At 37.3% G+C, this 21,448-nt stretch carries 18 protein-coding genes; 15 read left to right on the forward strand and 3 right to left on the reverse strand.

Going from position 1 to position 21,448, the window contains the following annotated elements; all coding sequences use genetic code 11:
* Positions 1–29 precede the first annotated feature (29 nt).
* On the forward strand, positions 30–683 hold the full coding sequence (locus ABES02_RS15575) for a potassium channel family protein (RefSeq protein WP_430136569.1): 654 nt from the start codon (positions 30–32) through the stop codon (positions 681–683).
* Between the two features lie 12 nt (positions 684–695).
* Here the strand turns inward: ABES02_RS15575 and ABES02_RS15580 are convergent, their stop codons facing one another.
* Complete coding sequence (locus tag ABES02_RS15580; RefSeq protein WP_430136572.1) at positions 696–1,757, reverse strand: ATP-binding protein; 1,062 nt, start codon at positions 1,755–1,757, stop codon at positions 696–698.
* A gap of 97 nt (positions 1,758–1,854) precedes the next feature.
* Between ABES02_RS15580 and ABES02_RS15585 the strand changes: the two genes are divergently transcribed.
* Together ABES02_RS15585 and ABES02_RS15590 are read left to right on the forward strand one after the other, a co-directional pair.
* Positions 1,855–3,009 (forward strand): acyl-CoA dehydrogenase family protein, encoded by a 1,155-nt coding sequence (locus ABES02_RS15585; RefSeq protein WP_430136575.1) that lies wholly within the window; start codon positions 1,855–1,857, stop codon positions 3,007–3,009.
* Between the two features lie 80 nt (positions 3,010–3,089).
* Positions 3,090–3,251 (forward strand): hypothetical protein, encoded by a 162-nt coding sequence (locus tag ABES02_RS15590; RefSeq protein ID WP_430136578.1) that lies wholly within the window; start codon positions 3,090–3,092, stop codon positions 3,249–3,251.
* A gap of 41 nt (positions 3,252–3,292) precedes the next feature.
* Here ABES02_RS15590 and ABES02_RS15595 read toward each other — a convergent pair whose 3' ends face one another.
* Entirely contained in the window at positions 3,293–3,472 is a 180-nt protein-coding gene (locus tag ABES02_RS15595; protein WP_430136581.1) for a small, acid-soluble spore protein, H family, read from the reverse strand.
* A 79-nt stretch (positions 3,473–3,551) separates the two neighbouring features.
* Positions 3,552–3,737 (reverse strand): hypothetical protein, encoded by a 186-nt coding sequence (locus ABES02_RS15600; RefSeq protein ID WP_430136584.1) that lies wholly within the window; start codon positions 3,735–3,737, stop codon positions 3,552–3,554.
* 473 nt (positions 3,738–4,210) lie between these two features.
* Here ABES02_RS15600 and ABES02_RS15605 point away from each other — a divergent pair, with 473 nt between their 5' ends.
* From ABES02_RS15605 to ABES02_RS15660, 12 genes are all read left to right on the forward strand, one after another.
* The gene (locus ABES02_RS15605) at positions 4,211–6,166 is read left to right on the forward strand and encodes an LTA synthase family protein (RefSeq protein ID WP_430136587.1); all 1,956 of its coding nucleotides are present in this window, start codon (positions 4,211–4,213) and stop codon (positions 6,164–6,166) included.
* A gap of 68 nt (positions 6,167–6,234) precedes the next feature.
* A complete protein-coding gene (locus ABES02_RS15610; protein ID WP_430136590.1) occupies positions 6,235–7,125 on the forward strand; it encodes a thermonuclease family protein in 891 nt (296 codons plus the stop codon).
* Between the two features lie 141 nt (positions 7,126–7,266).
* A complete protein-coding gene (locus tag ABES02_RS15615) occupies positions 7,267–7,791 on the forward strand; it encodes an HD domain-containing protein (protein ID WP_430136593.1) in 525 nt (174 codons plus the stop codon).
* Positions 7,792–7,944: 153 nt separating this feature from the next.
* Positions 7,945–11,352 (forward strand): hypothetical protein, encoded by a 3,408-nt coding sequence (locus ABES02_RS15620; RefSeq protein WP_430136596.1) that lies wholly within the window; start codon positions 7,945–7,947, stop codon positions 11,350–11,352.
* Between the two features lie 199 nt (positions 11,353–11,551).
* On the forward strand, positions 11,552–14,716 hold the full coding sequence (locus tag ABES02_RS15625; RefSeq protein ID WP_430136598.1) for an efflux RND transporter permease subunit: 3,165 nt from the start codon (positions 11,552–11,554) through the stop codon (positions 14,714–14,716).
* 184 nt (positions 14,717–14,900) lie between these two features.
* Positions 14,901–16,058, forward strand: a complete 1,158-nt coding sequence (locus tag ABES02_RS15630; protein ID WP_430136601.1) for a cation:proton antiporter — start codon at positions 14,901–14,903, stop codon at positions 16,056–16,058.
* A gap of 79 nt (positions 16,059–16,137) precedes the next feature.
* Positions 16,138–16,266, forward strand: a complete 129-nt coding sequence (locus tag ABES02_RS15635) for a hypothetical protein (protein ID WP_430136604.1) — start codon at positions 16,138–16,140, stop codon at positions 16,264–16,266.
* A 232-nt stretch (positions 16,267–16,498) separates the two neighbouring features.
* Positions 16,499–17,497, forward strand: coding sequence for an ABC transporter substrate binding protein (locus ABES02_RS15640; RefSeq protein WP_430136607.1), 999 nt, complete (start codon positions 16,499–16,501; stop codon positions 17,495–17,497).
* Positions 17,498–17,581: 84 nt separating this feature from the next.
* Positions 17,582–18,601, forward strand: a complete 1,020-nt coding sequence (locus tag ABES02_RS15645; protein WP_430136610.1) for an ABC transporter permease — start codon at positions 17,582–17,584, stop codon at positions 18,599–18,601.
* Entirely contained in the window at positions 18,576–19,370 is a 795-nt protein-coding gene (locus ABES02_RS15650) for an ABC transporter ATP-binding protein (protein WP_430136613.1), read from the forward strand. The genes ABES02_RS15645 and ABES02_RS15650 overlap by 26 nt, the downstream gene beginning before the upstream one ends.
* Positions 19,371–19,583: 213 nt before the next feature.
* Positions 19,584–20,714: a 4-hydroxyphenylpyruvate dioxygenase gene (hppD, locus tag ABES02_RS15655; protein ID WP_430136616.1), complete on the forward strand. Its 1,131-nt coding sequence runs from the start codon at positions 19,584–19,586 to the stop codon at positions 20,712–20,714.
* Positions 20,715–20,833: 119 nt separating this feature from the next.
* A complete protein-coding gene (locus ABES02_RS15660; RefSeq protein WP_430136619.1) occupies positions 20,834–21,442 on the forward strand; it encodes a flavin reductase family protein in 609 nt (202 codons plus the stop codon).
* Positions 21,443–21,448 lie beyond the last annotated feature (6 nt).

The following is a 21,448-nucleotide window of genomic DNA, read 5'->3' on the forward strand; positions in this document are numbered from 1 at the left end:
ATTCTACATCAGTGAGGATTTTGAACTATATGGCTGATCAATACGCAGTAATTGGTTTAGGAAGATTTGGGATAAGTATTGCGAACAAATTATTTGAATCCGGCCAGGAAGTACTCGGTATTGATGTGAATGAGGAAAAGGTAGAGGATTCCCATCCATATGTTACACATTCAGTAATTGCGGACTCAACCGATGCAGAGGCCTTGAAATCAGTGGGGATTCGAAATTTCGATACTGTCATAGTAGCGATCGGCAATGACATTCAAGCAAGCATTTTAAGTGTTTTACTTTTAAAGGAACAGGGTGTCAAAAAAGTAATTGCCAAGGCATTAAACAAGCTGCACGGGCAAGTCTTAAAAAAAGTTGGAGCAGATTGGGTTGTATTTCCTGATTGGGACATGGGTATAAGAGTCGCTCATCAGCTTTTATCACCCAATGTTTTGAATTTTATTGAATTATCCAAGGATTATAGTGTTGAAGAAGTTAAAATACCAGAAAAAATGGTATATAAAACTCTAAGAGAGTTAGATTTAAGGTCAGAGTATAATATAAATGTAATTGCTATTCGTCATGATAATGAAATTGATATATCACCTTCGGCTGATAAAAAAATTGACCATGGCGATGTCCTCGTTGTCATTGGCGAAAATCGTGATCTTGAGCGATTTGCAAATCTAGAGTAAAACAGCCCCCAATTACATCGGATAGGGGGGCTGTTTTGGTATAATAAGCATAAATTTAGTGCCAACATTTTCTTTGCTATCAATCCGAACCTTACCTTGCATTCTCTTTAAGATATCATAAGAAATCAAAAGCCCTAGACCAGTTCCACGTGATTTGGTGGAATAATAAGGCTGCCCAAGTCGTTTTAATTGTGATTCAGTGAGCCCGATACCTTCATCTTGAATGATGATGATAATGCTAGGGCCTTCAGAGGTTGCCTTTACTTTTAGTTGTCCACCCTTTGGCATCGCTTCAATTCCATTTTTCATTAAATTAAGGATTAACTGTTTAAATTCATGCGGACTACACTTGATCATTAAATGATCATTTATCTCCGTAAGAATCTCAGTTCCTGAAATCATCGCATATGGACGCATAAAATCAGTAATTTCTCGTAAAAGGATTGAGATATTAACCATTTGATTTTCATTGGTATTAGGACGTGCTAATGATAGAAAATCATCGATAATGGTCTGCGTACGATTTAATTCGTCAAGTGAAATACCAACAAACATATTATGGTCGGGTGTTAAATTTTTTGAGTCCCTTAAAAGTTGCATAAATCCTCGAATGGTTGTCATTGGGTTCCGTATTTCGTGTGCAACAGATGCAGCCAGTTGGCTAATCGAATTTAATTTTTCTGCATGTTGAAGCCTCTGCATAAAAAATAATTGTAATTCATTAATTTCAATCAAATAAATAACGAATGCTAAAGAAATATAGGAAATAATCGAAAATAATAGCAAATAAAAAAAATGATCACTTCTATTTAAATTGTAAATGGCAATAAACCGCGTAATCGAAATAACCAAGTAAAAAAGAAACGCTATCGATAGTTTTCTTGAGAGGGAAGATTGTTTATACCAATCTCTCAAGTAATAGAATGGAATACTAATAATGGCATAATTTAGCATCATGACAAAAGTATAATCATCATAATAAAAAAATGAAGAAATAAATCCTTTATAAAGTTTGCCACATTTAAGTTGCCTCCCAATTGCCATTATATATGAAATTATACCAAAAACAGACAAATTTCTCACTCCTAATTTTTAGCAAACGATAAAAAATGATAGATGATTGGTAGCATGTTACTATAGATGTAACAAAGGTATATTGGAGAGATGTTCTATGAATTTTCATGAATTAAAAACTATGGATGAACGATTGGAGTTAATGAGAACTTTATCAAAAAAATTTATTACTAAGGCACATCAAGTGGATATTGAAGGAAGCTTTCCATTTGAAAATATTCAGGATTTAAAAGATTCAGGCTATACATCCTTAACTATTCCACGAGAGAATGGAGGAAAAGGTATTTCCCTTTATGAATTCATTCGCTTACAGGAAATAATCGCTGAAGGAGATGGGGCAACAGCCCTTTCAATCGGCTGGCATATGGGAATTCTTCTTAATCTAGGTGAAAAAAAGCCTTGGAAGGAGTCAGTTTTTAAATATATTTGTGAAAAAGTGATGAAGGGCTCATTAATAAACAGTGCAGCAACAGAGCCCAAAACAGGAAGTCCCACAAGAGGCGGTAGACCCGAAACCACCGCATGTAAGAACGGGAGTAACTGGGTGATTAATGGGGGGAAAACATTCACAACCATGTCTCCTGTTTTAGATTACTTTATCGTAAGTGCGACCATTAAAGATTCGAATGAAATTGGCAACTTTCTTATACCTCGTTCAACGAAAGGGGTAGAGATTAAAGAAACATGGGATAGTATTGCATTAAGAGGAACAGGAAGCCATGATCTAATTCTTCAAAATGTTGTGATTCCTGATGAGTATTTTGTGGATCAGGTCCGCCCTGAAGGTAAAAAAGCAAATGGGTGGCTGCTCCACATTCCTGCTTGTTATCTCGGAATAGCCAAAGCGGCAAGGCAGTATGCCATTCAATTTGCCAAGGAGTATACACCTAACAGTATCGTAGGTCCGATTATTGATTTACCTAATGTTCAGCAGAAATTAGGTGAAATAGAGTTAAAACTAATGCAAGCAGAGTATATTTTGTATGGTGTAGCTAAGCAATGGGAGCAATCTGATGATCAGGCAAGAGATAAAATGGGTCCGGCACTCGGGGCTGCAAAGCTTACTGTTACCAATACGGCTATTTCTGTAGTTGATCTTTCAATGAGAATCGTTGGAGCTAAAAGTCTATCCCTGCAAAATCCTCTACAACGCTATTATCGAGATGTTCGAGCAGGTCTTCATAATCCTCCGATGGATGATATGACGATTCAGCTCTTAGCAAAACATAGTATTGCGAACCATAATCATTAAATCCAGCCTCTGGCTGGTTTTTCAATTTTACAGATAATTTGCTGATAGATGGTTATGTTATAAGAAAGGAGTGATGAAGGATGCCAAGAGGGAAAGAATTAGAACAGCTGCCAATGGCAAATATTGCGCCTGGAGCAGGAAAAGATGCTGGTAAATATAATAGAGAAGTCCTTGGAAGTATTGTACAACAGGAACAGCCTCACCCTAGCGACATTAATAAGGAAAATGAGGACATGATATAAGGCAGGTATTGAACCTGCCTTATTTTTGGTCTTAGCTAAAGTTAAACTTCGTTCAGTTCACCTATTTCCACAATTGTTCTTTCTTCGAGTGGACCACGTAAATGGACAGTAGCCGTTTTTCCATCTTCATTTAATTGGTCAATCCAAACAGAGGCACCGTTATATTTGACCTCGATATCTGCTGAAGATGATAATATTTGTTTTACTCGATTTGCATTCATGCTCTCACTCCTTCATATTGATAAAAATGTAACCGCTTTCCTCTATATAATATAGAAGAAACTCGGTTAAAAACGCTACTTATCGTTCATATGGTTCAATTTGAACTCCATTAATGGTACCGGGTTCATTCATTTCTTCAAGGCTATTTAGGTAATTTGTGAGTTCAACTTGTAATTCTTTTGGAGCACCTGGTTTCAAATGCCAATTTCCAGGCTCATCAACGAAATATGGACTTTTGGTAAATTCAGGCCTCATTCTTGGCATGTTAATTTCTCCTTTATATAATTCACTATACATTTAGACTAACCAGCAAGTATTAAAGTCATGCAAAATCCCTATTATTAAAGTTAAGACTAATATCATATTGCATCCATATGAGTTCAGGTATAAGATAGGTAGAAATGATTTCAATATCGAATTTTCCACCATTTGGATGTAATTAATTGATAAAAAAGATGAAACTAATTATGAATGAAATCGTCTTATATAATTGAGGATTGAAAATAGTCATGTCCAACATAGATTTATCATAAGATTAAAAGGATATTAAATAAAGATTTGCCCAAGCCGAATGGGGAATCGGTTTGTCGAATAGGTTAGAAAAAAGAAGGAAATTATTGCGCATATCTTACTTGAATTGGGATAATTTATGTTTTTATTTTTTTTAGATTTATGTTATAGTAATTGAGGTTCGTTTACCGGAGCTTAATTTGGTAAGTGAGAGGAGAATTATAGAGATGAATAAAATTAGATTACCTAAAAAATTCAGCAACAGTCATATTACATTCTTCGCTATTGCCGTTGTATTATTCTGGATCAAAACATATGCGGCATATCAAATTGAATTTAATTTAGGCATTGATAATAGCCTGCAGAAATTTTTGTTATTAATTAACCCATTAAGTTCAGCGCTTTTCTTCTTTGGAATTGCACTGCTCTTTAAAAAGCGTACAAAGCTTGTCATGATTATTACAAACTTCCTTTTATCTTTCTTGTTGTACGCTAATATAGCTTATTATCGCTTTTTTAATGATTTTATTACAGTTCCCGTTTTAATGCAGACTAAGACAAATGCGGGTCAACTTGGAGACAGTGCACTTTCTTTAATGTCTCCCTTTGATATTTTTTATTTTACCGATACGTTTATCTTAATTGCTTTAGCATTAACCGTGTTTAAGAAAGTAACGGTAACCAACAGAAAATCATTTAAAATTGTTCTTCTATTTTCAATCACTACATTTTTATTTAATCTTGGGTTAGCCGAAAAGGATCGTCCACAACTTCTTACACGTTCTTTTGACCGAAATTATTTAGTGAAGTACTTGGGTGCCTATAACTTTACTATTTACGATGTAATTCAAAACATCAAGTCTTCAAGTCAACGGGCATTGGCTGATTCAAGTGATATAACGGATGTGGAGAACTACCGTAAAGCGAATTACGCAGCACCAAACCCAGAATACTTTGGAAAAGCTAAAGGTATGAACGTTATTTATATTTCAATGGAATCATTCCAAAGCTTTATGATTAATTACAAGATGCCTGACGGACAGGAAGTTACTCCATTTCTTAACTCTTTAACACGCGATAAAAATACGTTTTATTTTGAAAACTTCTACCATCAAACAGGTCAAGGAAAAACTTCTGATGCAGAGTTTTTAATGGAAAACTCATTATATCCAATGGCACAGGGTGCAGTGTTTGTTAATAAAGCACAAAACACTTATCAAGCAACTCCAGCTATCTTAAAGGGGTATGGATATAATTCAGCTGTATTCCACGGAAACTATAAAACGTTCTGGAATCGTAATGTTATGTATAAAGCATTAGGTTATGATCAGTTTTATGATGCTGAATACTATAGCATGAGCGATGAAAATACTAAGAACTATGGCATGAAGGATAAACCTTTCTTTAAAGAATCAATGCCATTATTAACAAGTTTAAAGCAGCCTTTCTATACAAAGTTTATTTCTTTATCGAACCATTTCCCATTTGAAATGGACCCAGAAGACACTGATTTTCCTGCTGGTGATACCGGGGATACGGTTGTAAACCAGTATTTCCAATCAGCTCATTACATGGATCAGGCATTTGAGCAATTCTTTAACGATTTAAAAGCTTCTGGCTTATATGATAATACTGTCATTGTTATGTATGGTGACCATTATGGTATTTCTGAAAATCATAACGATGCGATGGCAAAGGTTCTTGGAGTAGATGAAGTTACTCCAACAATCAATGCTAATCTACAGCGTGTACCATTATTTATCCACGTACCAGGCGTAAAAGGCGGTATTCAGAAGCAGTTTGGCGGTGAAGTTGACGTTCGTCCGACACTTTTACACCTACTAGGAATTGATACCAAGGATTACATGGAGTTTGGCTCAGATTTATTATCTAAAGATCACCGCAATTGGGCTTTATTCAGAAATGGTGACTTTGTCTCTCCAGAGGTTATCCAAATCAAAGATAAGTGCTACTCAACAACAACTGGTGAGGTAATGGCTCAATCAACTGCTTGTAAGGATACTAGTGATAAAGTAAATACGGAGTTGCAAATGTCTGACGAGGTTGTTTATAAAGACTTATTACGCTTCTACAAGCCGCAAGGATATACACCGATTAATCCTAACGATTATGAATATTTAGGACCAAAAGGAAAAGTGACAAAGACTACTGATAATAATTAAAAGTGAGAGAAGAGTCCTTCTTCTCTCTTTTTTCTGTTGAGTTGGTAAAGTCGAAAGGGGAACCATTGATGAAAGGTAAATATTTACAACTGATATTATTATTGTTTATTTCCGCATTTACCATTTTGTCTGGTTGTACAAGCGGTAATGTTACGGAAAAGAGCCAACCAAAAAAAACGATTCCCGCTGTGCAAGATGAACAAAAAAAGGAAAATGAGACTGAAACAATAAAAGAGCCTATCTCATCCATTGAAAGTGATAATAAGAAATTACTTCCTGCCACGATTGTAAAAAATATTGATGGGGATACGGTGGAGATCGGTTTAAATGGAAAAGTAGAAAAGATTAGAATGCTTTGTGTTGATACGCCAGAAACGCATCATCCCCGCTTAGGTGTTCAGCCGTTTGGACCTGAAGCATCTAATTACACTAAAAAGATCCTCTCAGTAGGAACAAAGGTTGAAATTGAACCTGGAATTGGTGGAGGCCGTGACAAGTATGGCCGATTGCTTGCTTACATTTATATCAATGGGAAAATGTTTAATGAAATGCTTTTAGAACAGGGACTAGCTCGTGTTGCCTATATTTATGCGCCGAATACAAAGTATGTAGATGAATTTTATACGATTCAAAAAGAAGCACAAAAAAAGGGTATCGGCATTTGGTCAATAGAAAATTATGCCCAGGAAGATGGGTATCATTCTACAACTGCTCAGGGGGGCCGAGAAAAAATCTCGTCATCACCATCGGGTTCCACACCTGAAAACAACTTTCAGAATAACCCAAACGACGACCAAGAAGCAAATCTGGATTGTAAAGGGAAAATTAAAGGCAATGCTAATTCTCATATTTACCATGTTCCTGGTGGTTCATATTATTCTTCAACAGTCGATAACATCGTTTGGTTTTGTACGGAAAAGGAAGCACAGGATGCAGGTTACCGAAAATCAAAACGATGAAACGATAATATCAAATAAAAAGCAGTGGGCTATGTCAGAAAAGCTCACGGCTTTTTTTATTTTTTTACCATATTAAAATAGCTAAGTAATTTTGATTATCATATAATAAATAAAAAATATGCCATAGCAGGGGGAGAGCACATGCGAGACGTTAAATTAGTAAATATCTTTGAACATCATATTGCACAAAAATATTTAAATCGTTCAGGGCTTGCCCACGCGATTGCTGTAGCGTATCATGCTTTTCATTTAGGAAGAGAGCACAATTTAGATGTTGATATTGCTTCCAAAGCAGGTCTTCTTCATGATATGGGGCACTATACATGGTATAAAAACGGAAAATGGGATTATGAATTGTACAAGCAGAATGATATTCATGCCATAAAAGGAGCAGAAAGGGCGCATAAGCTATTGATTCGTCTCGGTGAAAATCCGATAAAAGCAAAGACGATTGCTTTGGCCATTTTATTTCATACAGATTCATTTTTACCTTCGAATGATATCGTCCGGACACCATTGCAGCAAATTGTAAAGTGGGCAGACGAAAAGGATGAAGAAGAAGGTGGCATGCACCATTACCGTAAGATTGATTTTGAAAGAGCCAAACAAAGTATCATCCGTCTTGACGAATGGATCGATGCAGAATTATATGAAAAAGAGCGTTAAAGCTGTGCAATCAATTGCACAGCTTTTTCACTTTCTTGGATGAAATTATTGAAAAATAACCCTAAATGGTGTAAAATTTCACTATAGTGGAAATATACGGATATGAAAAATTAGAAGGCTAAACGCCCATTAAAATTCGTTGGGGGGATTGGTATGGAGACGAATAGTAGGGAAGAGAGAAGAAAAGTTTTTAGGAAGGAACTTTTCACTTTAAGAGAAGAAGGATACTTAACAGATGGAATTGTCGAAATTGTTGCGAATGCCCATCATCAGTACCATTTGGATTTACTTAACGAAGAAGAAATTCAACGGCCTATTGAAAAGAAAGGGCCAATTATTAAACAAACGGTTCCTAAGAAACCCCCAAAAGTAAAGAAAACACTTTCACCAGAAGAGGTACGCGAAAGGAATATTACCTGGTCGCTGAATATTGGGGTTATTTTCCTGCTAATTGGAGGTTTATTCGTAGCTACAAGTAATTGGGAATCGATGACAAGTATCATGAAAAGCGGTTCCATAGCAATTGTTTCGCTATTATTTTATGGTATTGCAATGCTGGCAAAAAAGGTATTAAAAATAGATAAAACGGCTTTCGCCTTTATTGTTCTGGGTAGTTTGTTCCTGCCGATTTTTATCCTTTCCCTTGGATGGTTTGGTCTTTTAGGGACTTATTTATCGATATATGGTGAGGGAAAATTTGTCCTTGGAATACTGGGTAGTTTTCTTCCGCTTCTTGTCTACGTTTTCATTGCAAAGAATTTGAAATCTAGATTATTTGTTTGGTTTACATTTGTTTCACTCTCTGCTGGGTCAGCGTTTTTAATGGCATCGTTTAATCTAAGAGTTGATTTCTTTTATCTAGGGATAATGCTTTTTAATGCCATTCTGATCATCATCTTTCATCGATTTAAGGGCAAAGAAGCTATTAAATTGTTTACAAAAGAATTCATCCCATATGTACAAGTGAATTTAGTTCTTTGTACGCTATTCATGCTGTTTTTCTACGATAACGAAGTCTTATACAGCTTCAATCTCCTTCTAACGGCAGTTATTTATTTATCGATGATGTTTGTAAGCGGAAGAAAGGAATATCATTTTATTTTTACTATCATGCTAGTGTTTGGTGTTTACCAATTAATTGAGCATAGTTTCCTCGATTATTTTGGTGAGATTATTTATGCATTGGTTGGTTTTGGTATCGTTTTTGTACCAAAGGTACTTGGGGATAAATTTTCTCTGAATAAAGTTTTCCAGTATACAAGCGCAATCATCTCTGGATTTGCCTTTATCTATATTAGTCTAGAAGGCATTCTATTACGTTCAGGTGAGCCTTCAGTCGTGCTGGTCCTTGCCTACCTAGTCATAGCCAGTAACTTTCTTTATCTAACCCATAATAGTAAAATAACATTATTTCCGTATTTAAGTTCTGTTTTTATGGCTTCAAGTATTTATGAAGCTTTTGCTTTGTTAGGAAAGATGATCCCTTTAAGTGGTTCATTATCCATTTTCTTATCAGGCTTTATTTTGTTTATTGTTTTGGGGTTAGTCTTACCTAATAAATTTATTCGGATCATTAAAGATAGTTCCAAAGACGTTGGATTAGCAATTATGGCATTAGGGATTTTTTTAGCAGTTGTTTTTTTAAACTGGTGGGAGCTAGGAGTCATGCTGCTGCTAGTTGTGTTAAATTGCTATTTACTACTAAAAAATGAAATTCGGAAGTATTATAAGGAGACTGCCCTTTGGGTCTTGCCTAGTGCATTAGGCCTATCTATTGTGGCCTTTGGGGAAGAAATAAATGCAAATTCCCAATCTTATTTTCAGGAATACGGCTATGGAGTTAATTTTGCGACTGGGGCACTACTCGTACTTTTGTCGAGTTTTGTTTGGAGAAAATTGAGTGAAAAAGACTTAGTTCGACACTCATTGTATCTTTCACAAATTATTTACAGCTGTGGTATTGCACATGCCTTGTTTAGCCCGATTAATGATTTATGGGTTCAGCCACTTATTTTATTAGTTGGTATTGGCATGTATTATTACTTCTATAAAAAAGCAGGTACTAGATGGGTTCCTTACCTCGTTTGTACTGCTGTATTTTTGTCTTACTTTTCTATTATTAACGCACTTTCACAAAAAATTCTCTTCGATCAAACGGTTAATTCTTTAATTGCTTCAACAAGTGCGGTAATCCTGCTTCTCATCGCAATGCTTAGCCGAAAAAAGGATCTGGATTTATCCAATGCATTCGCCTGGGCAGGTCACTTCATTTATCCATTAACTCTTGCGTTTACGTGGTTTGCTTATAACAGCGAATCTATCTACAGTTTTATTGTCGGATTATTTGTATTTGGACTTAGTACAAAATTAGCAACAAATGAATGGAAAATTAAAGTGTTTCTGTATGAAAGCTTTATAGTCTTATTTATAGTGGTTTCATTAGGAATGGAAGAAATCTTCATTCAATATTTTGGGTACTATGAATTTCCGATTACAAGCTGTCTTATTTTTATATTCACACTATTGGTCAGTAAAGAGTTTCAAAGGAGATCAGCCTATTACTTAGTCCCATTTTCGATCATCGGGATTGGAATCTTGTTAGGTACGTACCCATTTTCTGGAATGCCATATATAGTGACATGTTTGTATGCATTTGCTACGGTATTTTACTTGCATAAATTAAAATGGGACTTACTAGGAATCATTCCTTTGTTTTTAGCTTTCCTAGCCACGGCGGAATTCTCCTTTATTGGTAACTTGAATGAACTTGAAAAAATGTTTTTAACTGGCGGTTTGGGTATTTTAATGTCAATACTCGGTCAAACCGTTTTTAAACAGCTATTGCATAGTGGAAAGAGACTGCAAGAAATCAAGGTAGACGGTTTCACCATTATTTCATTCTTGTATTTTTGGCTGATGTACTTTATTGAAAATCAATCCTTGTGGAGCCATGCGCTCCCAGGTGTTCTTATTGCAGCTTCATTATGGCTGCAAAGAAAAAGAGTTCCCGAAAATTTGTCTGTTTTTATGGCTATTCTTGGGGGAGTTTACTTATTAGAACCGTATTATTCGGTCATCAATCAACTTAATATTCCGTCCCTTTGGGAACGTGAGGTAGAGGTTCTGCCATTTATTATTTTAGTAAGTTTCATCAGGATTCTTTTAAAAGGCAGATTCTCGGATGTAACAAAAGTTATACAATGGGGAGTATTAATTGTCATTTCCCTTCTCCTAATTCAGGACGGATTAGAAAGCAATACCATTTATGATGCGATAATTTTAGGTTCACTCTCAATGATTTCGATGGTAGCTGGGATGTTCTTGCAAATTAAATCGTACTTTTTTGTAGGAGCGGGGGTATTATTGCTTAATGTTTTCCTGCAAACGCGGCCATATTGGGGTAATATGCCGTGGTGGTTCTATTTATTAATTGCTGGCCTATTCTTAATTACAATTGCTAGCTTTAATGAATGGCATAAACAAAAAGCTTTCAAGGGTGAAAAAACGTTTATTTCTACTTTGAAGGAAATGGTGATTGATAGAATAAAGCAATGGGACTAATAATCTTAAACAAAATGTGGCAATTTATTAGCGGATAGGTGTAAAGCCTATCTGCTTTTATTTTGAATTTCCTGACCAATCAGTCAGAAAGAATTTTAAAAACAATCGTTGACCCAATGAGTCATTTCCTTTATAGTAAGTAATGTTATGACCAGTCAGTCAATTATTAATTCTTTTGAGAAAGAAAGGAAACGAATATATGAATCGAATCATTAATTTTTCTTTGAAAAATAAGTTTGCCGTTTGGTTAATCACTTTAATTATTACAGCAGCAGGATTATATTCCGGTTTAAATATGAAGTTGGAAACACTTCCGGATATTACCATTCCAGTGGTAACCGTTACTACAGCATACCCTGGAGCTGCACCGGAACAGGTAGCTGACAAAATCTCCGAGCCGATTGAACAGCGCCTTAAAAACCTTAATGGGGTGAAAACTGTCAGCTCAAACTCTTTCCAAAATGCTTCGGCAATCCAAATTGAGTATGCCTACGAAAAGGATATGGATGAAGCGAAGCGAGAAGTAGAGGAAGCATTGACTGATGTAACTCTTCCCGAAGGTGCTGTAAAACCGGAAATCTCTCGGATTAGCTTCAATGCATTTCCAATTCTAGCTTTAAGTGTTGCCAATGATAATAAGTCATTAGATCAATTAACAATGGATGTTGAAAAACAGATCCAGCCGGCATTAGAAGGATTAAAAGGTGTTTCATCTGTTAAAATAGCTGGACAGGAAGTCAAAGAAATTCAGTTAACCTTTAAGGAAGAAAAGCTAAAACAATACGGGTTAACTAAAGATACCGTTCAAAACCTAATAAAAGGCTCTGATGTAACCTTTCCATTAGGATTATACACCTTCAAGGATACTGAAAAATCTGTAGTGGTTGAAGGAAACATTAAATCGATAAAAGATTTAAAAGAAATGAAGATCCCTGTCGTGCCAGTGCAACAACAGGGAGGGGCAACAGGATTTCCACAGCAGTCTGGTGCAACCCAAGGTATCCAAGGCACTAAAGGTCCACAGACTGGAAATACAGGTGCCATTCAGCAGACACCACAATTACCAACCATCACGCTCCAGGATATTGCAGACATAAAGGAAGTGGGTCGTGCTGAATCGATCTCCCGGACAAATGGCAAAGAGGCAATTGGAATTCAAGTCATAAAGGCTGCCGATGCCAACACGGTTGAAGTTGCTAACGAGGTAAAAGCTGAAATTAAGAAATTTGAGAAGAAAATGAAGGGCTCCGAATTCGAAACAACTTTTGACCAAGGGAAGCCGATTGAAGAGTCTGTGAGCACCATGCTCAATAAAGCGTTATTTGGAGCACTATTTGCAGTCGTTATCATCATGCTGTTTTTAAGAAGTTTTAAATCAACGCTCATTTCGATTATTTCAATTCCGCTTTCACTTTTAATCGCGATATTATTATTAAACCAAATGGATATTACTTTAAATGTCATGACCTTGGGAGCGATGACAGTCGCAATTGGGCGTGTAATTGATGACTCCATCGTCGTGATCGAAAATATTTACCGCAGAATGTCACTAAAAGGTGAAGAATTGACAGGAAAGAATCTCATTCGTTCGGCGACGAAAGAAATGTTCATTCCAATCATGTCTTCCACGATTGTTACCATAGCTGTTTTCTTACCATTAGGACTAGTGAAGGGACAAATTGGAGAATTGTTTTTACCCTTTGCGTTAACCATTGTTTTTGCGTTGTTGGCGTCCTTGCTTGTAGCGATTACCATTGTTCCAATGATGGCACATACGATGTTCAAAAAGGGAATTAATCTAAAACACCATCATGATGAAGAAAAACCAGGGAAACTGGCACATGCCTATAAACGGATATTAAACTGGTCCCTGAATCACAAAATCATCACAATAAGTTTAGCAGTACTTTTATTAGTAGGTAGTCTAGGATTAACACCCTTAATCGGAGTTAGTTTTATTCCATCTGATGAAGAGAAAATGGTGGTTGCCACCTATAAGCCGGACCCAGGGCAAACACAAGATGAGGTGGCCAAGATTGCCACTGACGCAGAGGATTATTTTCAGGAGCGTAAAGGGGTGGAACTGGTTCAATATACTGTTGGCGGAGAAAACCCAATGAACCCGGGCGCTTCGAATCAAGCGATGTTTTTTGTAAAATACGATAATGACACCGAAAATTTCGATAAAGAAAAAGATTTGGTTATCAAAGAACTGCAAAAGGACACGGGTAAAGGAGAATGGGGAACACAAGATTTCTCTGGCGGCGGCTCAAGCAATGGTCTTACTTACTATGTGTATGGTGAGAAGTTGACAGATATCGAGCCGACGGTAAGAAAAATCGAGCGTGTCATGAAGGCGAATAAGTCGATTCGAAATGTTGATACGAGCATGTCAAAAACCTATGACGAATACACATTAACAACTGATCAAGAAAAGCTGAGTAAATTAGGTTTGACCGCGGCACAGATTGGGATGGAGTTATCACAGAATCGCACAAGACCTGTAATCACGACCATTGAAAAAGATGGCGAAGAATTAAATGTGTACCTGGAAGTTCCGAAAAAAGAGCTTACAGGTGTGAACGATTTAACTGATAAAACAATAAAATCGGCTCTAGGACAAGATGTAAAGATTTCAGATTTAGTAAAGATTAACGAAGGTAAGACATCTGATACGGTTACAAGAAGAAATGGAGAAATTTATGTTTCTATCAGCGGCGAAATTACGAAAAAGGATGTTGCAAAAACATCTGCTGCTATTCAGAAGAAAGTAGACAAAATATCTTTACCAGCTAATGTCACTGTGAAATCAGGAGGAGTTACTGAGGATATTAAAGAATCATTTACGCAATTAGGGATAGCGATGCTTGCGGCGATTGCGATTGTCTATCTAATTTTAGTCATTACGTTTGGCGGGGCGCTAGCACCGTTTGCCATCCTGTTTTCATTACCATTCAGCATCATTGGCGGTTTGGTTGGTCTCTTAATAGCTGGGGAAACCATTAGTATCTCAGCCATGATTGGAGCATTAATGTTAATTGGTATTGTAGTAACGAATGCGATTGTTCTTATTGACCGGGTACTAAATAAGGAAAAAGAAGGCTTGAGCACCAGAGATGCATTGTTAGAAGCGGGAGCAACCAGACTTCGTCCAATCCTGATGACCGCTATCGCAACAATCGGTGCATTAATACCGTTAGCATTAGGTATCGAGGGCAGCGGAGTTATCTCACGCGGTTTAGGAGTCACTGTAATTGGCGGTTTAACAAGTTCAACCCTGTTGACCCTTGTGATTGTGCCGATTGTTTATGAGGGATTAAGCAAATCAAAGAAAAAGAAAATGCGTGTTGAATTAGAACAATAAAAAAGTTCTTGAAAAATACCATAATGTTCGTTATAATAGTATTAATATAATATTCATTTTTTGGAGGAGTCTGTCACCAAGGGATATCTATATCCTTTGGTAGACAGGCTTTTTTGTATGCATTAAAGGGCCTGTTTCCAGTTAACAGGCTCTTTTTATTTTAGCAGAAAGATAGGTGATTTAAGTGACATTGATTTTTGAGTTAGCAATTATTTTACTGGCTTCAAAAATAGCCGGAGACATTAGTGTAAAACTAGGGCAGCCTTCGGTTTTAGGAAAGCTGCTCATTGGGATTATTTTGGGTCCGGCTGTTTTAGGATTAGTTTCAGAAACAGCTACCTTAGAGGAACTAAGTCAAATTGGTGTCATTTTACTAATGTTTATTGCCGGCATAGAAACAGATTTAGATGAATTTAAACGCTCAGGGAAAGCTTCAACTCTAGTGGGAGTACATGGAATAATCGTTCCGTTGGCGCTAGGTTATTTGGGAGGTCTGATGATGAAGATGACCACAATGGAAGCGTTATTTCTAGGATTATTACTTTCTGCAACCAGCGTAAGTATTTCCGTTCAAGCACTTAAAGAGCTAAATAAAATGCAATCAAAGGAAGGGACAACGATTTTAGGTGCAGCCGTCATTGATGATGTACTTGTGATTATCGCTTTGGCGTTTTTAATGAGTTTGGCCGGTGGAGAAGCTAATTTGAGCATGATTATTTTGAAAAAGGTTCTCTTTTTCGGTGGTGCTATTTTAGTAGCTTGGAAAGTAGTCCCATGGATATTACAGAAGTTTGCCCCGTTAAAGGTGTCGGAATCACTTATTTCTGCAGCACTAATTATTTGCTTCCTATATGCCTATGTGGCGGAATTAACAGGAGTAGCAACAATTATAGGAGCATATATAGCCGGAGCGGCGATCAGTTTAACGACATATAAGCAGGAAATTTTTGAAAAGGTTGAAACCATTAGCTATTCAATCTTTGTCCCTGTTTTCTTTACTTCTATCGGAGTCAAAGCTAGCTTCGATGGGGTTTCACAAAATTTGGGGCTAATCTTTGTGCTTAGTATTCTGGCAATCTTAACAAAATTGATAGGGGCAGCCATTGGTGCGAGAATCGCCCGTTTTTCATGGAATAGTTCCCTTGCAATAGGGGCAGCCATGGTTTCTCGTGGGGAAGTCGCCTTAATTATTGCCTCTATTGGTTTAGAAACAAAGTTAATCACTGAAGAACTATTTTCTATTTTAGTCATCGTCGTTCTTGTCACAACCATAGTCACCCCGCCAATGATGAAATTCTTTTTTAAGCAGGATAAGAGAAACAAAGAAATGAAAAGTATTTAAAAAAGTACCCCCATAGACGAAATGGCCAATACGAATAGTTTGGTAAATTGGAAAATCTAAACTACTTTGGAGGTTAGATATGGGAAACGTATTGATTGATATTGACAAATTACTAGAAGCCACTGTTAATCTAACATCTGGGAAAAATAGTCATAAAGGTAAACCAGTTGAAATTGATCAATTGCTTGATAACACTCGCGATTGGTAGGAATCATATTTCACTTAATTCGTTCATAACTTAAAAATATACTCATGAATGCCTTCTATTAATTAGGAGGCATTTTTATTTTGCAAATATCTATTAAATTAAACGCTTTAAAGCGCAAAAATATTTTAGTATTTTCTATTGCTTTTGTTACAAAAAAATACTAGAATAATTTTTAATATAATAAATTTTTAGAAAATTATTTTTTTAAAACAAAGATAGGGGGATTCTAAAAATGAAGAAGAAAGTACGTGCGCTTTCCTTTGCATTAGCGGGAATGCTGATGCTTGCAGGGTGCGGCAGTAAAGAATCATCAGGGGATGCAGAAAAGGGTGGTAAAGATAAGGAATTCAAAGTTGGTATTAGCCAATTTGCTCCGCACCCATCTTTAGATGCAGCAACTGAAGGTTTTAAAAAGGCTCTTTCAGACAAAGGCATTAAGGTCAAATTTGATGAACAAAATGCTCAAGCTGATATGAACAATGTTCAAACAATAGCAAAAAACTTTGTTGGTGACAAAGTAGATTTGATTTTTGCTAATGCTACTCCAAGTGCAACAAGTGCGCTAAATGCAACCAAGGAAATACCAATTATTTTTACATCCGTAACAGATCCAGTTGGAGCCGGACTTGTGGAGGCATTTGACAAGCCAGGTAAGAACATCACAGGTACAACCGATAATCACCCAGATGCAACTAAAAAAACGATCAGCTTCATTACTGATGAAGTAAAAGCAAAAAACATTGGGGTTATTTTTAACTCTGGTGAGCAAAATTCAGTTGTTCAGGTTGATGCTGTTAAAAAAATCGCAGAAGAAAAAGGAGCTAAAATTGTAGATGTCTCTGTTTCGACTACTGCTGAAGTAAAACAAGCGGCAGAATCGTTAGTGGGACGTGTTGATGCGATTTACATCCCGACGGATAATACAGTTGTTACCGCTCTTGATTCCGTTATTGCTGTGGCAAATAGTAAAAAAATCCCTCTTTTCGTTGGCGAGCTTGATTCAATGAAAAAAGGGGCAGTTGCTGCAAGTGGATTTAGCTATTATGACCTTGGCTATCAATCTGGTTTAATGGCGGCTGAAATTTTATCAGGTAATAAAAAGCCTTCTGAAATTCCAGTTGAACTGCCAAACAGCTTAAAGCTGGTAATTAATAAGAAAGCGGCTGAAGCTCAAGGGCTAAAAGTGAATGAAGAGTGGAGCAAGCTCGGCGAGTTTTATAACGGAAAATAATCAGCTATGAATTTATAAGAAGTCAGCCTGAAAGGGTTGACTTCTTGATTGATACATAAAGAAATAATTGAAAGGATGATCTCAATGTTTACAGCCATATTTGGATCTTTTGAAGCAGGCATCATCTATGCGATTATGGCACTGGGCGTCTATCTTTCCTTTCGTATTCTGGATTTTCCAGACTTAACGGTAGATGGTAGTTTTGTGACGGGTGCCGCTATTTCAGCGGTAATGATTGCAGGAGGAACGAATCCGTTTTTGGCAACGGTTATTGCTCTTTTTGCTGGGTTTGCAGCAGGCTGTTTAACAGGACTGCTCCACACCTTTGGAAAAATCAATAACTTACTTTCCGGAATTCTCATGATGATTGCCCTATATTCTATTAACCTGCGAATTATGGGGCGCTCCAATATTCCGTTATTAAATACGGATACAGCATTTACAAAGATCAGCGACATTTTTGAAAAATCAGGAATCGATTCATTCTTTAATGGCATTCTAACAGCGGTGGGTCTTGGTGACAGCCTCCCTGAAACATGGGGAATTTTAATCTTTATGGTTATTGTCACATTCATTATTAAAATCCTTACCGATTTGTTTTTGCGAACTGAAATTGGTCTTGCCATCAGAGCAACCGGAGATAATAAACGAATGATTCGCAGTCTTTCAGCCAATACCAATCTCCTTGTTGTGCTAGGACTTGGCCTATCCAATGCGCTTGTGGCTTTCTCGGGTGCGTTAATTGCCCAGCAAGGCGGCTTTGCCGATGTTGGAATGGGAATCGGGATGATTGTGATTGGATTAGCCTCAGTTATTATCGGTGAAGCACTTTTTGGTACCAAAACAATTGCCAGAGCTACGCTGGCAGTTATCGGTGGATCTATTATTTATCGAATTGTTGTCACCTTAGCCCTTCGCGTTGAGTTCTTGGACCCTGGGGATATGAAACTAATTACGGCAGTTATTGTAATTATTGCTCTGACAGCACCTAAGATTATTGAAGGCTCAAAAGAGAAAAAACGCAAGGCACGCAGGAAAATGGAAAAAATGAACGGGATTCAAGCAAAGGGGGACCATCATGCTGCAATTAAATCAGATTCATAAAATTTTTAATGAGGGTACCCCTGATGAAAAAATTGCGATTGACCATATAAACCTTACGCTAAAACCAGGAGATTTTGTGACGGTTATTGGCAGTAACGGTGCCGGGAAATCCACGCTAATGAATATCATTTCCGGTGTTTTAATTCCCGATGTTGGCGAAGTCCATATTGGCGATAAAAATGTAACCAATATTTCTGAATTTAACCGTTCAAAATTGATTGGCCGTGTTTTCCAAGATCCAATGGCCGGAACAGCCCCAAGTATGACGATAGAAGAAAACCTGGCGATGGCCTATTCACGGAATAAGACAAGAACGCTTCATAGAGGAGTGACGAAAAAACGACGTGATTATTTTAGAGAAGTTCTGGAATCATTGCATCTAGGCTTGGAGAACCGCCTAAGTGCAAAGGTTGGATTGCTCTCAGGAGGGGAACGTCAGGCACTTTCCCTATTAATGGCTACCTTTACCGAACCTTCCATACTGCTGCTGGATGAACATACGGCTGCACTCGATCCATCAAGGGCAGAGTTGATTACCAATTTGACGAAAGAGATTGTCAAAAAGTACAACCTTACCACATTAATGGTCACCCATAATATGCAGCAAGCCATCGATCTAGGTAATCGGTTAATTATGATGGATAAAGGCCAGATTATTTTGGAAGTCGATGAGGAAAATAAACAACAGCTTACGATTGAAGGATTATTAGAAGAATTTAAACGGATTCGTGGCGTTCAGATGGCAAGCGACAGAGCCGTTCTTTCGTAAAAGAAAAATTTTTTACCCAATTTTAATATTATTCACTATATTGATAGAAGAAACATCCCTATTCTAAGGCATGTTTCTTTTTATTTTGGTCCGCGAAATTATTATGGTTCGAGAGTTTTCCTTTATTGCAAAAAAGCGTTATTGCTTTACACCCTGCTCTTGAGGGGATAAGATTCCTTCCATTAAAATAAATTCAGAATATTATTATTTTAAATGGGGGTTTCTGATTTGAAAGAAAAAAGAGTAAAAGCAGACCAATTAGTCAATGACTTTTTTCCAGTACGAGATGTGGATTATATAGAGATTTACACAGGAAATGCCAAACAGTCATGCCACTTTTTTTGTTCGGCCTTTGGATTTCAGCCGGTTGCTTATTCTGGACTTGAAACGGGAAATCGTGAAACCGTTTCCTATGTGTTAAAGCAGCGTAATATCCGTTTAGTGCTAACGGGCTCATACACCGAAGACAGCAGAGTGGCTCAATTTGTTAAAAAACACGGTGATGGTGTAAAGGATGTCGCACTATTAGTAGATGATGTAGACAAGGCATTCGAGGAAGCGGTAAATCGTGGAGCCATTGCGCATGTTGCGCCGTATGAAATGAAGGATGACAAGGGAGTTGTGAAAAAAGCCGTTCTTGGTACATATGGTGATACCATCCATACGTTAATTGAACGGAAAAATTATCAAGGGGCATTCCTGCCAGGATTTGAATCCTATTCCTCTGACGTTCCAGTTGAGGATGCCGGCTTAATCGGGATTGATCATGTGGTTGGAAATGTAGAGAGCATGGAGGAATGGGTGGAGTATTATTCCAAAGTAATGGGCTTTATCGAGATGAAGCATTTCACAGACAAGGATATCACGACAGAATATTCAGCGCTGATGTCAAAGGTCATGCATAACGGTGGCCGGATTAAGTTCCCAATCAATGAACCGGCAGAGGGTAAGCGCAAATCACAAATTCAAGAATATCTTGAATTTTATAATGGTCCTGGTGTCCAGCATCTTGCGATTTTAACGGAAGATATTGTATCAACGGTTGCCACTTTGAAGAAAAACGGTGTTGAGTTTCTCAAAACTCCTGCGACCTATTATGAATCATTGGGAGAACGGATTGGTAAGATTGATGAAGAAATTGAAAAACTGCGTGAACTGAATATTTTAGTTGACCGTGATGATGAAGGCTATTTACTGCAAATTTTTACAAAGCCAATTGTGGACCGCCCAACTCTATTCGTGGAAATCATCCAACGTAAGGGTGCCCGTGGTTTTGGGGAAGGTAATTTTAAAGCATTATTTGAATCGATCGAACGAGAACAGGAAAGACGTGGCAATTTGTAGAATAATAGATAAATAGAAAAGGTGTATTTTTAGGGGGATTCAGAAGAGGGTCGGGAGTAAGGGAGAATTATTTCTCCCTTTTTTAAACTAGCTGTTATAGGAAAGAGTGGTGGAAATGAGTGGAGATCACACCGGAAACGCTCGAATGGAGAGAGGCCTATAAATTATTAATTGGTTCTATTTTACCAAGGCCGATCGCCTTTGTATCAACAGCCGATGAAAACGGTATAGCCAATGCGGCACCGTTTAGCTTTTTTACGGCTATTTGCGCCGAGCCGATGCTTGTCTGTTTTTCACCAATGAGAAGAGGGAAGGACGGAGCGAAAAAGGATACGCTAGTTAATATTGAAAAGAATGGTCAATTTGTGATTAATATTGTCAGTGAAAATATCGCCGAGCAAATGAATGATTGTGCGATTGAATTTTCTCCGGATGTGGATGAGATTGTTGAAACGGGGTTAACAAAAGAACAGAGCCAAAAGGTTAAGGTTCCTAGAATTAAGGAATCACTCGTCCATCTTGAATGTGAACTATATCAAGTACTGCATTTTGGCGACAAACCGGGTGCAGGCAGTCTTGTCATCGGAAAAGTAATTCATGTCCATGTTAACGATGACTTATTTGATAAAGGAAGAATTGATGCTGCCCTATTAAAACCAATTGGGAGAATGGCGGGTAACGTGTTTACCGACCCCTTGGCAAAAACATTTGAAATGATAAGAAAATAGAAAAGG

It is taken from the genome of Neobacillus pocheonensis (assembly GCF_050477905.1).
GTDB classification, from domain to species: Bacteria; Bacillota; Bacilli; order Bacillales; family Cytobacillaceae; genus Neobacillus; species Neobacillus pocheonensis_A.

What these genes read in the sequence shown, in the direction of transcription:
- ABES02_RS15575 (WP_430136569.1), top strand. Translation starts at nt 30, where the DNA reads ATGGCTGATCAATACGCAGTAATTGGTTTAGGAAGATTTGGGATAAGT.
- ABES02_RS15585 (WP_430136575.1), top strand. Translation starts at nt 1,855, where the DNA reads ATGAATTTTCATGAATTAAAAACTATGGATGAACGATTGGAGTTAATG.
- ABES02_RS15590 (WP_430136578.1), top strand. Translation starts at nt 3,090, where the DNA reads ATGCCAAGAGGGAAAGAATTAGAACAGCTGCCAATGGCAAATATTGCG.
- ABES02_RS15595 (WP_430136581.1), bottom strand. Translation starts at nt 3,472, where the DNA reads ATGAATGCAAATCGAGTAAAACAAATATTATCATCTTCAGCAGATATC.
- ABES02_RS15600 (WP_430136584.1), bottom strand. Translation starts at nt 3,737, where the DNA reads ATGCCAAGAATGAGGCCTGAATTTACCAAAAGTCCATATTTCGTTGAT.
- ABES02_RS15605 (WP_430136587.1), top strand. Translation starts at nt 4,211, where the DNA reads ATGAATAAAATTAGATTACCTAAAAAATTCAGCAACAGTCATATTACA.
- ABES02_RS15610 (WP_430136590.1), top strand. Translation starts at nt 6,235, where the DNA reads ATGAAAGGTAAATATTTACAACTGATATTATTATTGTTTATTTCCGCA.
- ABES02_RS15615 (WP_430136593.1), top strand. Translation starts at nt 7,267, where the DNA reads ATGCGAGACGTTAAATTAGTAAATATCTTTGAACATCATATTGCACAA.
- ABES02_RS15620 (WP_430136596.1), top strand. Translation starts at nt 7,945, where the DNA reads ATGGAGACGAATAGTAGGGAAGAGAGAAGAAAAGTTTTTAGGAAGGAA.
- ABES02_RS15625 (WP_430136598.1), top strand. Translation starts at nt 11,552, where the DNA reads ATGAATCGAATCATTAATTTTTCTTTGAAAAATAAGTTTGCCGTTTGG.
- ABES02_RS15635 (WP_430136604.1), top strand. Translation starts at nt 16,138, where the DNA reads ATGGGAAACGTATTGATTGATATTGACAAATTACTAGAAGCCACTGTT.
- ABES02_RS15640 (WP_430136607.1), top strand. Translation starts at nt 16,499, where the DNA reads ATGAAGAAGAAAGTACGTGCGCTTTCCTTTGCATTAGCGGGAATGCTG.
- ABES02_RS15645 (WP_430136610.1), top strand. Translation starts at nt 17,582, where the DNA reads ATGTTTACAGCCATATTTGGATCTTTTGAAGCAGGCATCATCTATGCG.
- ABES02_RS15650 (WP_430136613.1), top strand. Translation starts at nt 18,576, where the DNA reads ATGCTGCAATTAAATCAGATTCATAAAATTTTTAATGAGGGTACCCCT.
- hppD (WP_430136616.1), top strand. Translation starts at nt 19,584, where the DNA reads ATGGGGGTTTCTGATTTGAAAGAAAAAAGAGTAAAAGCAGACCAATTA.